Below are 13,935 nucleotides of genomic sequence, written 5' to 3'. Positions count from 1 at the left end.
TCTTCCATCAAGTTCACAACCTCTATTGGCTATTGGCTTATAGCCTTTGGCTATCAAATAGCTTTAGCATTATTTCAACCCTTCTCTCTCCATCTCCCCTTCTTTACTTTCTTCTCTTTTCAATATACAAGTTAACAATTTCTGAATTAAATTACAATTAGTTTTATACATATTTATGACCTGCCATTTAAGATTAAGATACCTATGTGCTAATCGATTTCTTATATTAGCTAATTTTTCTATATCTTGTTGTTCTTCGGCGGTAAGGTTAAATAAATTAGCACATTTTTTTAACGCATCAGCGTAATTTTCAACTACTATATCTTCTTGTGTAAGAATACTCCCACTTATTTCAATAAGTGCAGTAAGGATATTTTCAACCGTCCTTTCCATAATCTTCTGAAGTTCTCTATCTTTCTCATATTCCTCCCATGTCTTATCGGCATATCTTGTATCAAATTCCTTCATCTCGTAAGAGATAAATTGGAGGAATTCGATAATTCTTCCTTTGGCATACTCAAACTTAGCCATACTTTAGTGCCTCCAAATTTTTCCGCGCCATTTCTATCTGCCATTTTATCCCAAATATACTAAAATCTTCCATCTGAAATATAGCTTCATTCTTTAACTTAACATATTCTTGAAAATCGTTAATGTATATTGGGTTACTTAGAATAATGGCGTTATAATAAAGCATCGGTTTCCTAAAATCCCTATATATTGGAAGTATATTTACCTCTTTTTTAATCTTTAAAGAGAGCTGATATGAAATATCCATAATCAGGTTAAATATCTCATCATCGGATAATTCTTGTCCGAATAATATGGCTAAATCTACATCGGAGTCTTGCCTGGGATAACCAGATGCCCATGAACCGTATAAAAAGACCAGCTCAATTTTATAATCCGCTGCCTTTTCTTTAAAAAATGTTTTTAATGTTGAAATAAAGGCATCTTTATCTTGTTGAGTAATCATTTTAAGACCTCTTTCTAACAAACACAAAAGGTTTGTTTTATAAAGATCTGTAATCCACTTTCCCTCATGTTCGGGATTAGGAATTATTCTCTGTGATTTTGTATCAACAACAAAATCCATATCTTCTAATACCAAGTACCCAATTAGAGGCGGTGTAGATGCATCATTTTCCATCACCTGCATTTCAATGTCTCTATCCTGAATAATGATAATTGCTCCCCTAAAGATACGGCGATTTACCCGTCCATTGGCAGTTGATATTTCTCGTGTATGGGAATATAATAATCCTAATCTTTCAATTATATCTGGCGGCAGACATAAATATGCGGCACCAGTATCCACTATTCCCTCAATTTCAACAGTCCTTATTTCATCTTCTCTAATCATCCCTTTAGTCTGCAATACCACATCCGCAAAATTTTTAACTACAACCTTTTCAACAGTTCTTCCCATTTTACCTACCTCCTCTTTTTACCACTTCATCAAATTTATCTTCTCCACATTGACTGTTTTTATATGGCGATAGATAGCGATAATGATAGCCAAACCAACGGCGGCTTCTGCCGCGGCTATGGTTATGGTAAATATGGTAAATATCTGACCTGTCAATTCTTGCGGTGTGATATATTTTGAGAAACTAACCAGGTTAATATTGACCGCATTTAACATTATCTCAATACACAAAAGTATGCCAATGGCATTTCTTCGAGTTAAAGCACCATACACTCCAATGGCAAAAAGTATAGCCGATAGAATAAGGTAGTGCGATAAAGTCATTGTCTTTTATCCTTCCTTTTTAATGATTTTAGTTTGATGATTATTAACTTCAATCCCCATCATCAATTGTTAATTTACTCATCCCCTAATTTGCTAATTCAGTAAGCTGTTCTGTGTTAGTTTTTATTTTTTTATAAATCTCGCACAGTCTATTAGATATTTCAAAGAGTTTATTTATACCATCTACAATATCTTTTTCTTCTTCGCTGTATTCATGGGTAAGGATATTTCTCAATTTTCTAAGTATAATCCATTCCTGTGCACTCTCAATTATCTTAAGTTTTTCTGCTCTGTTTAATACATCAATAAAAGGGCTGTTTTCTATATCTTCGCCAAGGTTCACCAGTAAAATCTTTAATAATCTACCTGTGGTATCCTGAAGTTTGCCAAAACGATATGACATCTGGTCTATATATGAGATTTCCTGCTCCGTAAGTTCCTCATATTTTTCTATACTTAAAGGAACTATCTGCTGGAGGACATCTATAGCCGAAATAAGTCTTTTCCTATGAAGGTTACAGATAGATATGTAAAACTTCAATCTCTCCTGACTAAAATTATATTCTAACCCCTGTTGATTTTGCATATTTATAGATTGGTTCTTTTCGTGATTCATTTCTTTTTTTAACCACCAAATCTATTTTTTGGTCTCCTAATGCGATTTCAAGGTTTGCAAGGAATCTTGCCTTTGCTTCAATAATCTCCGGTGCGATTGAGGTTTCAATATAGATATCAATATCTCCACCCCTTTTTGTATTGTCAATTCTGGAGCCAAAGATAGCTACCTCGCAATCCTTGCCAAAATATTTTATGGCAAGTTCTTTGATTAGTTTTAATATCTCTTCTTTAATTCGCAATTTCTATGACCCTTTCCGATTCTATTGCACTTCAATAGAGCCGCCCTATGGTTCATCGTTATCATAGTCTATAGAGTCTCTAACTCATTAATTTGCTAATTTCTAATCCGCTAATTATCTTCTTTTTTCGCAATGACAATAGCACCAATCAGACAGGCTAATAATACCAATGAAATTAACTCAAAGGGAAAGACATAGGTAGTTAAAAGCAAATTGCCAATTTTAGCGGTAGTATTAGCCACTTCTGAAGTGGGAGTAACATTCCAGGTTGTCTTCGTCAGCACCGTGATTAAAAGGAATAACAGAAGTCCGGCTAAAGTAGCTGAAATACCCTTTTGTTCATTGCTTTGTTTTATACCTTTGTCTGAAATTCTATAAGTCAACATAATTAAGAATAGAAATAAGACAATAACCGCACCCACATAGATTAATACCTGAACAATGGCAATAAATTCTGCCCATAGTGTAATGTATAATCCTGCTACGGTCAGGAGTAAGAGTGCTAAAGAAACAACACAATGCACCAGACTTTTTAAGCTAACCACTAAAATAGCACTAATTACGGCTATTCCTGCCAAAACATAAAATGTAATTATACTACCTATGCCTTCCATTAAATCTCTCCTTTAACAATCGTAATTTTTAAGAAATTCATCTACCAGATAAATAGACAGTTCTTTTTGTGAAGCCATTTTTTCTTTCAATCTATTATCTGTAGTGAGAATACAACTTTTTGTTGATATAGCAACTTTAATTAAATACAAATCATCTTCTGGTATTTTTTGTCTTACCTCTAAAGATAGTGGGATTAAATTATTTTCTTCAAGTAGCCAGAATTTTTTACTATTAAGCCAGAATTGATTTATAAAATTTTTTACCACGCTCCTGATTTCAGGTCTCCAATTACTTGATTCTTTTGCTATCCACCATATTTTTTTCTCTAATTTTCCTCCTCTCATCGTAACGAATTTATCACATTTTTTAAAAACTTTCTGTAAAAATTCAAACACCATTTTTTGTTTTTCAGGTGTTGATTCTTTAGGTGATATAAAATGAATCATCCACTCATCGATAACGATATTCATTCTGCCTCTATTTTTCACCTATTCTACTCCTAAAATATCCTTAAGGTCTTCCAACTCTCCTTCCATAAAAGAGGTTAATCCTCCTTCAATTTGTCCATTACTATTTACCTGTTGATATTCAAATTTACTCTCGCGGTTATCTTTTGTACATAAATAGCAGGATAGTTTCTCCTGTTCAAGTTCTTTTTTAGCTACTGCGCTAAGTAGGGCTAACACAAAATGTTCACTATGAGTAGAGATAATAATAGTTTTCTCTAATTCTTTAGTCATCTGGATTAAGGCATAAGCAAGATTCCTTAAGGCCTTTGGATGTAAATGAATTTCTGGCTCTTCAATACATACCACCGCTGTATCTCTATAAAGACATTTTGCCAGTAAATAGACCACTTGATTGATGCCAAATCCATCGTTAACTAATTCTGTGGTTAATCCGGTAGTTTTATCAAGGGTATTAAGCCAGAAGAGATTAGTTCCTGGTATCATTTTGACCCGCAAGTCTTTTTGAAGGATTTGTTCAAGATAATGACTGACTTCCCCTTCCAGATATGGTTCATTGGCTAAAAGAGTTGCTACCTCATCTTCTGTAAATACTGTAGGAACAATGGGAACTATTCCATAATGCGGTTTTGAAAATCCCCGTTTTAGATGGACAAAATCAGTTTTCCTGAGAATCTCTATATGAGTATTAAGCATCCTGGTTAACTCCTCCTTAAAGGAGCTTAGATGTTGTATCGGTATTCCTTCTACTTGAGCAAGAATTCCATTCCAGGTTATTGAAAATCCCTCTGTCTTTACAGTTGCTTGTTGATTTGTAGAATAAGGGAATGTTATCTCAAGGTCAAGGAGAATATTCTCTGGTAAAATTACGAGTCCGAATCTTCCATTTTTTTTACCCAGACTAATTCTATAAAAAAACTCCTGTGAATTATATTCACAACTAATTCCTAATTTAATCTGTTCATCAACAGCGTGATTAAACACTATTTGTTCAAATCCACCAAAATTGCTAAATCCAAGATTAAAAAAGCTATCAGTAGTTTGATTAGGATTAAGAACAATATTTTTAAGAATTGCCAGGGTATGCATAACAGTTGATTTTCCAGAGCCATTTGGACCGTAAAGTAGCGTTATCGGAGCAATCTGAACTACCTGTTTCTTAATAGACCTTAAATTTTCAATTTCAATGCCCTTTAACATTTTAAATACCTCGTGAACTAAATACCATCACCAAGCCGGTAATAAATATATTAATAAATCCAAGTGGGACTAGGAATTTCCAGCCAAAGGTCATTAGTTGGTCTACTCGTAGCCTGGGATAAGTCCATCTGAACCACATCATAACAAATACAATGGCGTAGGTCTTAATTAAAAACCATAGAATTGGAGGTAAAGTAAGAGGTAGAGCGGGTATTCCCTGCCAACCGCCTAAAAACAAAGTAGCACAAACTGCCGAGACTACAAACATATTAGCGTATTCAGCTAAGAAAAACATGGCAAATTTTATCCCACCATATTCGGTATGAAATCCAGCAACTAATTCAGACTCTGCCTCAGGAATGTCAAATGGAGCACGATTACACTCAGCCGTAGCCGCAATTAAATAAAGTAAAAAGCCAAGTGGTTGATAGCAGATATACCAGATATTTCTCTGGGCATCAACTATATCGCCCATTTTTAAAGAACCAGCGAGCATTACTATCCCTAAGAGAGATAACACAATTGCGACTTCGTAACTTACCACCTGAGCCGCACTTCGCATCCCACCAAGTAATGAATATTTATTACCCGATGACCAACCAGCCATAATTATTCCAATACTTCCAATACTACTCACGGCTAAAAGATATAATAGCCCAAGATTCAAATCTCTAACGATAATTCCAGGTGACCAGGGAAGAACCACATAACACATTATCGCCGGGAAAAAGACGATTATCGGTGACAGGAAAAACATAACTTTGTCCGCTACCTTAGGCATTAAATTTTCCTTCAAGACGAGTTTAATAGCATCCGCTACAGTTTGTAAAATGCCGTGAAATCCAACCCGCATTGGTCCCAGTCTATCCTGGATATGAGCGGCTATTTTGCGTTCGGCTAAAACTAACATCATCGTATTAACTGCCACAAATCCAGCAAGTATTCCTGCCACGATAACCATAATTCCCACAGTTAATACAATAAATGGGATATTATAATCCCAGCATAACTTTTGTAAGAAAATATAGATTCTATCAATTAATTCTTGCGTATTGAATAACAACTCCATCTTCAAAACTCCGTTATTTTTCCGCCTTTCGTTTCAACAAACATCTTTGTTTTTTCTATAATCTCTATCAACTTGTGGCTATATTCAATAACAGCCTCAAATATTTCAGTAATATCATCTACCCTATATTCATGAGAGATTTCATTCCTTAAATCCCTTATCAATTTTAAGTCTTCAGCAGAGGATATTTCCAGTTTTTCAAACAAATTTACTCTATCTATAAAAGTATTTGCTTCTTCTCTTAAAATAAGGATTATACCCTTCATTATCTTTTGAGTGTAAATGTCACTTGTTCTGGCAAATCTCGAAGTAAGGCTTTCAAATCTATCAAGCTCTTCCAGAGAGTAACCTGTCTTTATCCCAATTTTTTCACACTCCTGCAATGAATGTTGCAACATTTTAACTGCCATATCCAGCCTATTAAGGTCTTTTTTTAACTCTTCTCTCATTAATGCTTCGGTTCTCACAGCTTTATCCCTTCCTGCAAAACCAGTTCTTTAAACGGGTTGTTCTCGTTAAACATAGAAGATACTATGTCAATTTTTTGCTCGCCAAATTTCTCAAAATATCGCCATTTTATTTTGGCTTTTTCCTTCCAGCTTATTTTCCTGTCAGATAGAATCATAATATCTATATCTCCACCCTTTTTTTTGTCATCTACCCGTGAGCCAAAAAGATAAACTACTGCATCTGGAACAAGAAGCAAAATCTCCCTTTTAAGAAAATCTATCTGTTCTGCTAAAACTCTCATTGTTCCTATCCTTATTTATCAGAAGTCAGAAAACAGAAATCAGATTTTAAAGGTAATATCTCTCTATCTGTCTATGGTCTTTGGTCTATGGTTTATCTATACTTCGTCACCTCTGGTGGTTGGTAAAGAAGCTCTTTAGTGTAAATCATTCCCGTTCGATGATAACACGCTAATTCATACTCACCACTCATAGTCAAGGCATTTTTCGGACAGGCTTCGACACATAATCCACAAAACAGGCATCTGGCAATATTTATTTCAAAAGATATAACCTCTTTGTTATAATCTGTTCCCTCACCGGTAACAATTTTTATTGCCTGAGAAGGACACATCTGAGCACAAAGGCAACAGCCTACACATCGTTCCTCGCCTTTCTCATCTATGGTTAATCTTTCCAATCCACGGTATCTATCGGCTACAATCCAGCGTTGTCGTGGATATTGCAAGGTAACCGACTTAACAAATAAATGTCCAAAAGTGACGCATAATCCTTTTATAAGTTCTTTAATTGAGATAATTATATTCTGTCGCATCCTTTAATTTACCACCCTTATATTGTTGATAATTGGTAACTGGTAACTGGTAATTAGTTATCCGTTACTTACATTTAATTTCGTGAAGCCCTATTTAGTAATTGGTTAAATGGTAACTAAATTACCAATTACTAATTTTTATCCCTTTTGACTTTCAGCCAATACCCTGACAATGTCAGATATAGAAAGTAATCCTGCCGGAAACTTTTTTGTCTCCCCTTCCTTTCCATAGACACCTTTTACCTCTTCCTGGATGAGTAACCGATGTATTTTTTTCTGACGCATTATCTGACAGGCATTCTCCAGAGTTTCCTCTTTATCAATAGCAATTACCCCTTTTGTCATAATATCTTTAACTTTAACTTTAATTAAATCCTCACCAAATACCTTGACAACATCTGTTTCGGATAAAACGCCGATTAATCCTTCTTGAGAAGATGTAACTGCCAGTCCGCTGACCTTATTATCCGCCATTACTCTAACTGCTTGAGATACTGAGGCACTTTCCGGGATAATCAATACCCCTCTGACCATTACATCCTTTACCTTTATAGATTTTAAGTCTCTCATAATTTACCTCCTATATTTAAAGTCCAACTGATCTTAAAGCCTGAGCAAGCCTTGGCTCTTTCCATGCGAACTCTTTAATCGCCTTCTCAAGTCTATCTTCCCTTTCCTCAAGTTCTTTTACCCTTTTGACAGCAGGGGCAAGAGCTGTCCTCCTATCCCAGATGACAAAACCAACAAGAGCAAACATTCCTGCAAAAAGGATACCAAATCCCGTAAGCATTAAATCCTTTAAATCATCTATTCTGGTATTCATCTCTTGCCTTAAATCGTCTATCCGTTTATCTACACCTTCTATCCGTTTATCTACACCTTCTATCCGTTTATCTATATGTTGAATCTCCTCCTTTATAATCTTTCTTATTTCCTCAACATCCTGCTTACTCAAATCTGCGTATGCTGGATGATTTAAAAATATTCCCAAGACTACCAAACTCAATATTTTCTTCATTCTTTCCTCCTTTTAGCCTTCTATCTTTTCAATCCGCACTCGCGTAGGACCTAAATAGTCTTTTTTAATTAAACTCAAAACATTTTTACCTGGGTGATGTGGTATAAAAATCACACCCTTTGGAGATTGATGGTTAATTTTAACTTTTAATTCAATCCCTGCTTCTCGCGAACTGACCTTGACTAATTCTCCATTTTCAATCTCTAATGCTTTAGCATCTTCTGGATTTATTTCGACAAGCGGCTCCTGACAAACCTCCATCAATGCGGGTGATTTTCCAGACATTGAGCCAGAATGAAAATGGGTATGCCCTGTTAGTAATAAAAATGGATAATATTTGTCTTCTACGGGCAATTTTTCAAATGTTTGTGGCACAAACTTCCATTTAAGTTTTTCAGTTCGTTTGTCTTCGGGCATAAGTCTCTTTATTTCATCCATTACCTCTGCTGAATTAGAGTAATTCATTTCATAACCTAATAATTTTGATAATGTTATAAATATTTCAAGGTCTGATTTAGATTCACCTATTGGGGACAATGCCATATTCAATTTTTGCACCTTCCCCTCAACATTGGTAAAAGTCCCTTCTTTTTCGGCAAAAGAACAGGCAGGTAAGACGACATCGGCTAATTTAGCCGTTTGGGTTAAAAACATATCCTGAACAACTAAAAACTCCAGGGATTCTAAAGCCTGTTTAGTCTGGTCTGAATCAGGGTAAGTTTCAATTGGATTTTCTGCCACAATATAAAGCCCTTTTACCTTACCTTTTTCTAATATTTCTAAGGCAGATAGTCCTCTAAAAGATGGTAATTTCACATTCCAAACCTGTTCGAATTTTTCTCTTGTTTTGTAATCTGTTATTTCCTGATAACCGGGTAAAAATCCTGATATTGCCCCCATATCTACTGTGCCTTGAGAATTATTTTTTTCAAGTAAGATTCCTATTCCTGCACCTTCTTTCCCTGAATTTCCAGTAAGTAGTGCAAGATTTGCGGCAGATTGAGCTAATTTGACTTCCTCGCCAGGTAAATTTAAACCAGTAGAAATCAAAATAATCGTTTTTTGTGAATTACCATAAGTCTTAGCGGCATTCTTAATGAGTTCTTTATCTATCCCGGTTATCTTTGACACTTCCTCGGGGGTATATTTTTCAACTGATTTTTTCAGTTCACCAAATCCTTCAGTATGTTTTGAAATGAAATCCTTATCTACCAATCCCTCATTTATCAGGACATTAATGATGCTATTGAGCAAGGCAATTTCAGTTTTTGGATGGTGGATTAGGGAGAGGTTTGGAAGTTTGCTCATTTTTATATTTTTCGGATTTATGATGATTAATTTAGCCTCATTTCTTTTAACCGCAAGATTAACCTTTATACCAATTGTCGGATGGGTTTCTGAAAGGTCACATCTTAGAAGCACAATACAATCTGCTTTGTCAATATCCGAAAGAGAGATTGTCATCCCGGCAGAGCCTAAAGATTGTTTTAATCCCATAAGCCCTGCGTAAGCGTAGCCGCCGGCATTATCAATATTATTAGTTTGTAAGCCCGCACGCATAAGTTTCTGGAAGAGATAAACTTCTTCATTTGTCAGGCGACTACCACAAAGTCCAGCTAAATTATTAGCCGGAATTTCTTTAAATTTTTTAGCGATTAAATCAAGTGCCTCTTCCCAACTTGCCTCAATCAATTGGTCATCTTTTTTAATTAAAGGCATTGTAAGTCTTTGTTGGCTATGAACATATTCAAAACCAAACCTACCTTTACTGCATAGATTCCCACCATTACTTGTTGCTTGAAATATTTTATTATCTTTAATTCCGAGGTTAATATGACAGCCGACACTACAAAATGGGCAAATAGTCTGAACATTTTGTAATTCCCAGAGTCGGGCTTTATATTTAAAAAGTTTAGAAGTCAACGCCCCAACCGGGCAAATATCAATACACTGGCCACAAAATTCACAATTCAGAGCTCGGTCAAAATCTGTGCCTATTTTAGCTCTAATGCCACGATTAACAAAGCTAACCTCGGCTACATCCTGTAATTCATCACAAATCCGGGCACATTTACCACACAGGATACAACGATTTAGATTGCGTTCGATAAGGTGACTCTGATGGTCTATTGGCAATCTTGATTTTTCACCTTTAAACCTATTTTCTGCGACGCCATACTCATAGACTAAATCCTGTAATTGGCATTCACCGGCTTTATCACAACCCGGGCAATCCAGAGGATGATTAATCAGCAAGAGTTCCAAAATAGTCTTTCTCGCCTTGATAATATCCGCAGAGGTAGTTTTTATTACCATCCCATTAGTTGCTGGTGTCGTGCAGGAAGGGGTGAATTTTTGTCTTGTTCCTTCTACCTCGACAATACAAATTCGGCAGGCACCAAAAGGCAAAAGTCTTTTATCATAGCAAAGTGTTGGAATATGACTTCCTGCTTTTTCGCAAGCCTCAAGGATTGTTGTTCCTTCTTCTACCTGTATTTCTTTTTCGTCAATAGTTAAACTTAACATTTCTTTACCTTATTATACAGAAACTAATCTTTTTTGAACGGTTACAGTCACACCGTATCCTAAACGGTTTAAAAATTCTTCACAATCCTCCCAGGTAATTCCAAATGCCTTCACATCACTTAGTCCTAAACGGCTAATGATTTCCCGTAAGGTATCAAAATTTACCTTATCAAATTCAGATTCCATCATCATTGACTCTGCCCAATTTACTAATTCCTCTAAGGTAAGCCGATGGTAGAGATAATCTATTAATTTTTGTGCCACATCCTTACTTGTAACCGTCAATTGAAATTACCTCCCGTAAGTTTTATGTCCTTTATCTACCAGCAACCTCTCTACCTTTCCAAAATTCTGTATATTCCTTATTTGTATGCTTGTCCTCGATAATCTATTCTATCTATAAATATGCTTTGTTCTTTAAAGTTGATCTTCAATATGATTCTTATCTTACCCATTTTTATCCTGTGGAATCCTTCCCACTTGCCCTTCATCTTTTTAACATCAATATTTATATCCATCCCCTTACAATAACTTATAAATCTTCTTATGATTTTTGCTATTTCCTCATCACTTATTCCTTGTTTGTTGACAAATTTATCTACCTCTTTACTTAAGTCTATTCTCCACACTTTATCCTCCAAAAATTAAACTTCTTGTAATTTCTTTTGAAGGTTCTTCATAGAAGTTTTCTATTTCTTCTTGTTCTTCATCAGAAATATAAGGAACAAGTGATAACCGTAATCTAGTCACTTCTTCTTCCAAAGCATCCTTCACTGCTTCCTTTATCATTTCTTTAACCTTTGCTCCTCCAATTACTACCATTTTATCACCTCTTTATTTTAAACAGATTAGTATCACTTACTGCGGTTAACATATCTTTCTTTTCTCACTTCTCTGAGTGCTTCGTAAATATCTGTATCACTTTCACAAGGTGTAAATTTTGACATTTTTGTTCGCACTGATCTCATTTAATCTCCATCCAGCAGACTCTTAGTCTTATTCATTACCTATCTATCTCCCCTAAAACAATGTCCAGGCTGCCGATGATAGCAACGACATCTGCAACCATCATTCCACCTTCAATCATCTTGTCAATAGACTGTAAATTGGCAAAAGATGGTGGACGGATTTTCAAACGATATGGTTTGTTTGAGCCATCAGAAACAATGTAAAATCCAAGTTCACCCTTTGGTGCTTCAATGGAGGCATAAACCGCTCTTTTTGGTGGTTTAAACCCTTCTATAACCAATTTAAAATGGTGGATAAGTGCCTCGATGTCGGTCAATACTCGTTCTTTGGGTGGCGGAACAATTTTTGCCTCTCTGACAATAAAATCGCCTTCTGGAATTTTTGTGATTGCCTGCTGGACAATTTTACAGCTTTGCCGCATCTCTTCCATTCGCACCAAATATCGGTCATACACATCCCCAATCCCTCTACCCGTAGGAATATCGAACTCAAACTCATCATAGACGCAATAAGGTTCTGCCTTACGAATATCCCATTGAACACCGCTACCTCGCAATGAAGGGCCAGAAAGGCTATAATTAATCCCATCTTCTTTAGAGATGATGCCTACAAATTGAGTTCTGCGGAGCCAAATCTCATTTTTAGTCAATAAAGCCTCATATTCATCAACTTTTTTGGGGAATATCTTAACAAATTTTTCTACCTTTTCAACAAATCCTGTGGGTATATCTTGTGGTAAACCACCTATTCTAAAACAGGAGGTAGTGAATCTTGCTCCACAGAATAATTCATAAATATCCAGGATTGCCTCTCTTTCACGGAAGGCATATAAAAACGGGGTATAAGCACCAATGTCAAGGGCATGAGTGCCAATCCAGACTAAATGACTGGCAATTCGATTTAACTCAGTCAGGATGACCCGTATATAACTTGCTCGTTTTGGAATTTCCAATCCTAGCAATTTTTCTACGGCTAAACAATAAGCCAGGTTATTGGAAACAGGGGCTAAATAATCCAGTCTATCTGTTATCGGCAGGAATTGGGCATAGGTCATATTTTCCGCCATTTTCTCTATCCCGCGATGTAAATAACCGATATGTGGAGTAATTTTGGTAATAATTTCCCCATCTAAATTTAACACCAGGCGCAAAACACCATGCGTGCTTGGGTGTTGAGGACCCATATTAATTGTTAATTCTTGAGTATCAGGCATTTTTATCTCCTGTTTTATCGTATGGGTTTAAATTTTTTTAAATATTTAGCCCTTTTATATAATCTGGAGTTTCGTGAATTTTCTATGATTCCTTTTACCTTTAATCTTTGCGTTCTTTGCGGTTAAAAAAGGATAAACCACAAAGGGCACAAAGTAATAATGCAAAGGACACAAAAGGAAGAAAATAGGTAAAGCATTTTTTATCAACTCAATTTCAAAGAATAAGTTGCAAAAAAATCATCAGGCTTTTGAGCCTAATTTTGCCCTCTTTGAACAAAATAAACAGATTGATAAGGATAAAGAGAATTTTAGAAATAGCATAAAATTTACGAAAGTCCAGTAAGTATGTATGTATTATACATCCTTTCTCTCCCTTAACCGATTCTACCTTTTAATCTCTTTTCCCCTTGCTGTCGGTTCATCTTCTATCCAATTTTTTCAATAAAATCCTTTGCAGCCTTAAAATACTCCTTGACTGCCTGGGTATTATAAATAAGTCCTCTATAATAACCTGCTATGTGCAAAGCATCATAAAGCATTTCAAACTCCCTCATCAACTTTCCATTATGAATAGCCAGATGCTTTCTTAATGCTTCTCTATATCCATCCACTGACTTTGGAATCTCTTTCTTTGTCATCTGCTTTTTTTCAATCAGATATTCGTTTATTGCCTCAAGAATGGCCAGATATGCTGTGGCAAAAGCCTCTCGGACAGGCTTAATATCAAGATAGGTATTATCTTCTATGGGAATAGATTTTAATATCTCCTTTGCATTATTTAAATACCTTAATGACTCCTTCATTTTTTCATATCTCCTTTATTTTAAACTACTTAAACTGGACTTTCGTAAATTTTATGCTACTATTGAGGTTATCTAAAGTTCTCTTTATCCTTATCAATCTGTTTATTTTGCTCAAAGATGGCAAAATTAGGCTCAAAAGCCTGATGATTTTTTTGCAACTT

The 13,935-nt window shown here is 35.5% G+C and carries 20 protein-coding genes; all 20 read right to left on the bottom strand.

What is annotated here, in order from left to right; genetic code table 11:
- Positions 1 to 69 precede the first annotated feature (69 nt).
- The 20 genes from AB1414_01750 to AB1414_01655 all read right to left on the bottom strand — a co-directional run bounded on the left by AB1414_01750 (position 70) and on the right by AB1414_01655 (position 13,774).
- Complete coding sequence (locus AB1414_01750) at positions 70 to 531, bottom strand: HepT-like ribonuclease domain-containing protein (protein ID MEW6606164.1); 462 nt, start codon at positions 529 to 531, stop codon at positions 70 to 72.
- Positions 524 to 1,429, bottom strand: a complete 906-nt coding sequence (locus AB1414_01745; GenBank protein MEW6606163.1) for a retroviral-like aspartic protease family protein — start codon at positions 1,427 to 1,429, stop codon at positions 524 to 526. Before AB1414_01745 ends, AB1414_01750 begins: the two co-directional genes overlap by 8 nt.
- Positions 1,430 to 1,447: 18 nt before the next feature.
- On the bottom strand, positions 1,448 to 1,753 hold the full coding sequence (nuoK, locus tag AB1414_01740) for an NADH-quinone oxidoreductase subunit NuoK (protein ID MEW6606162.1): 306 nt from the start codon (positions 1,751 to 1,753) through the stop codon (positions 1,448 to 1,450).
- 85 nt (positions 1,754 to 1,838) lie between these two features.
- The gene (locus AB1414_01735) at positions 1,839 to 2,369 is read right to left on the bottom strand and encodes a hypothetical protein (GenBank protein ID MEW6606161.1); all 531 of its coding nucleotides are present in this window, start codon (positions 2,367 to 2,369) and stop codon (positions 1,839 to 1,841) included.
- Positions 2,311 to 2,610 (bottom strand): nucleotidyltransferase domain-containing protein, encoded by a 300-nt coding sequence (locus AB1414_01730; protein ID MEW6606160.1) that lies wholly within the window; start codon positions 2,608 to 2,610, stop codon positions 2,311 to 2,313. Before AB1414_01730 ends, AB1414_01735 begins: the two co-directional genes overlap by 59 nt.
- A 110-nt stretch (positions 2,611 to 2,720) precedes the next feature.
- A complete protein-coding gene (locus tag AB1414_01725) occupies positions 2,721 to 3,224 on the bottom strand; it encodes an NADH-quinone oxidoreductase subunit J (GenBank protein ID MEW6606159.1) in 504 nt (167 codons plus the stop codon).
- Positions 3,225 to 3,236: 12 nt separating this feature from the next.
- Positions 3,237 to 3,713 (bottom strand): hypothetical protein, encoded by a 477-nt coding sequence (locus AB1414_01720; GenBank protein MEW6606158.1) that lies wholly within the window; start codon positions 3,711 to 3,713, stop codon positions 3,237 to 3,239.
- The gene (locus tag AB1414_01715) at positions 3,714 to 4,892 is read right to left on the bottom strand and encodes an AAA family ATPase (protein MEW6606157.1); all 1,179 of its coding nucleotides are present in this window, start codon (positions 4,890 to 4,892) and stop codon (positions 3,714 to 3,716) included.
- Between the two features lies 1 nt (position 4,893).
- Positions 4,894 to 5,961, bottom strand: a complete 1,068-nt coding sequence (gene nuoH, locus AB1414_01710) for an NADH-quinone oxidoreductase subunit NuoH (GenBank protein ID MEW6606156.1) — start codon at positions 5,959 to 5,961, stop codon at positions 4,894 to 4,896.
- A gap of 2 nt (positions 5,962 to 5,963) precedes the next feature.
- Entirely contained in the window at positions 5,964 to 6,428 is a 465-nt protein-coding gene (locus AB1414_01705) for a hypothetical protein (GenBank protein MEW6606155.1), read from the bottom strand.
- Positions 6,425 to 6,712: a nucleotidyltransferase domain-containing protein gene (locus AB1414_01700; protein MEW6606154.1), complete on the bottom strand. Its 288-nt coding sequence runs from the start codon at positions 6,710 to 6,712 to the stop codon at positions 6,425 to 6,427. The genes AB1414_01705 and AB1414_01700 overlap by 4 nt, the downstream gene beginning before the upstream one ends.
- A gap of 92 nt (positions 6,713 to 6,804) precedes the next feature.
- Entirely contained in the window at positions 6,805 to 7,245 is a 441-nt protein-coding gene (locus AB1414_01695; GenBank protein ID MEW6606153.1) for an NADH-quinone oxidoreductase subunit I, read from the bottom strand.
- Positions 7,246 to 7,383: 138 nt separating this feature from the next.
- Positions 7,384 to 7,815, bottom strand: coding sequence for a CBS domain-containing protein (locus tag AB1414_01690; protein MEW6606152.1), 432 nt, complete (start codon positions 7,813 to 7,815; stop codon positions 7,384 to 7,386).
- A 16-nt stretch (positions 7,816 to 7,831) separates the two neighbouring features.
- Positions 7,832 to 8,263 (bottom strand): hypothetical protein, encoded by a 432-nt coding sequence (locus AB1414_01685; protein ID MEW6606151.1) that lies wholly within the window; start codon positions 8,261 to 8,263, stop codon positions 7,832 to 7,834.
- A 12-nt stretch (positions 8,264 to 8,275) separates the two neighbouring features.
- Complete coding sequence (nuoG, locus tag AB1414_01680) at positions 8,276 to 10,789, bottom strand: NADH-quinone oxidoreductase subunit NuoG (GenBank protein ID MEW6606150.1); 2,514 nt, start codon at positions 10,787 to 10,789, stop codon at positions 8,276 to 8,278.
- A gap of 12 nt (positions 10,790 to 10,801) precedes the next feature.
- Entirely contained in the window at positions 10,802 to 11,074 is a 273-nt protein-coding gene (locus tag AB1414_01675; protein MEW6606149.1) for a hypothetical protein, read from the bottom strand.
- A gap of 77 nt (positions 11,075 to 11,151) precedes the next feature.
- Positions 11,152 to 11,418, bottom strand: a complete 267-nt coding sequence (locus tag AB1414_01670) for a type II toxin-antitoxin system RelE/ParE family toxin (protein ID MEW6606148.1) — start codon at positions 11,416 to 11,418, stop codon at positions 11,152 to 11,154.
- 1 nt (position 11,419) lies between these two features.
- Entirely contained in the window at positions 11,420 to 11,611 is a 192-nt protein-coding gene (locus AB1414_01665; GenBank protein MEW6606147.1) for a hypothetical protein, read from the bottom strand.
- A gap of 181 nt (positions 11,612 to 11,792) precedes the next feature.
- A complete protein-coding gene (gene nuoD, locus AB1414_01660; protein MEW6606146.1) occupies positions 11,793 to 12,971 on the bottom strand; it encodes an NADH dehydrogenase (quinone) subunit D in 1,179 nt (392 codons plus the stop codon).
- A gap of 425 nt (positions 12,972 to 13,396) precedes the next feature.
- The gene (locus AB1414_01655; protein ID MEW6606145.1) at positions 13,397 to 13,774 is read right to left on the bottom strand and encodes a DUF5618 family protein; all 378 of its coding nucleotides are present in this window, start codon (positions 13,772 to 13,774) and stop codon (positions 13,397 to 13,399) included.
- Positions 13,775 to 13,935: the final 161 nt, after the last annotated feature.

Source organism: bacterium (genome assembly GCA_040755795.1).
GTDB lineage: Bacteria > UBA9089 > CG2-30-40-21 > CG2-30-40-21 > SBAY01 > JBFLXS01.
This window is presented reverse-complemented; position numbering and strand designations above follow the sequence as displayed.

What these genes read in the sequence shown, in the direction of transcription:
- AB1414_01685 (MEW6606151.1), bottom strand. Translation starts at nt 8,263, where the DNA reads ATGAAGAAAATATTGAGTTTGGTAGTCTTGGGAATATTTTTAAATCAT.
- AB1414_01690 (MEW6606152.1), bottom strand. Translation starts at nt 7,815, where the DNA reads ATGAGAGACTTAAAATCTATAAAGGTAAAGGATGTAATGGTCAGAGGG.
- AB1414_01715 (MEW6606157.1), bottom strand. Translation starts at nt 4,892, where the DNA reads ATGTTAAAGGGCATTGAAATTGAAAATTTAAGGTCTATTAAGAAACAG.
- nuoK (MEW6606162.1), bottom strand. Translation starts at nt 1,753, where the DNA reads ATGACTTTATCGCACTACCTTATTCTATCGGCTATACTTTTTGCCATT.
- AB1414_01695 (MEW6606153.1), bottom strand. Translation starts at nt 7,245, where the DNA reads ATGCGACAGAATATAATTATCTCAATTAAAGAACTTATAAAAGGATTA.
- nuoH (MEW6606156.1), bottom strand. Translation starts at nt 5,961, where the DNA reads ATGGAGTTGTTATTCAATACGCAAGAATTAATTGATAGAATCTATATT.
- AB1414_01700 (MEW6606154.1), bottom strand. Translation starts at nt 6,712, where the DNA reads ATGAGAGTTTTAGCAGAACAGATAGATTTTCTTAAAAGGGAGATTTTG.
- AB1414_01745 (MEW6606163.1), bottom strand. Translation starts at nt 1,429, where the DNA reads ATGGGAAGAACTGTTGAAAAGGTTGTAGTTAAAAATTTTGCGGATGTG.
- AB1414_01665 (MEW6606147.1), bottom strand. Translation starts at nt 11,611, where the DNA reads ATGGTAGTAATTGGAGGAGCAAAGGTTAAAGAAATGATAAAGGAAGCA.
- AB1414_01735 (MEW6606161.1), bottom strand. Translation starts at nt 2,369, where the DNA reads ATGAATCACGAAAAGAACCAATCTATAAATATGCAAAATCAACAGGGG.
- AB1414_01725 (MEW6606159.1), bottom strand. Translation starts at nt 3,224, where the DNA reads ATGGAAGGCATAGGTAGTATAATTACATTTTATGTTTTGGCAGGAATA.
- nuoD (MEW6606146.1), bottom strand. Translation starts at nt 12,971, where the DNA reads ATGCCTGATACTCAAGAATTAACAATTAATATGGGTCCTCAACACCCA.
- AB1414_01750 (MEW6606164.1), bottom strand. Translation starts at nt 531, where the DNA reads ATGGCTAAGTTTGAGTATGCCAAAGGAAGAATTATCGAATTCCTCCAA.
- nuoG (MEW6606150.1), bottom strand. Translation starts at nt 10,789, where the DNA reads ATGTTAAGTTTAACTATTGACGAAAAAGAAATACAGGTAGAAGAAGGA.
- AB1414_01655 (MEW6606145.1), bottom strand. Translation starts at nt 13,774, where the DNA reads ATGAAGGAGTCATTAAGGTATTTAAATAATGCAAAGGAGATATTAAAA.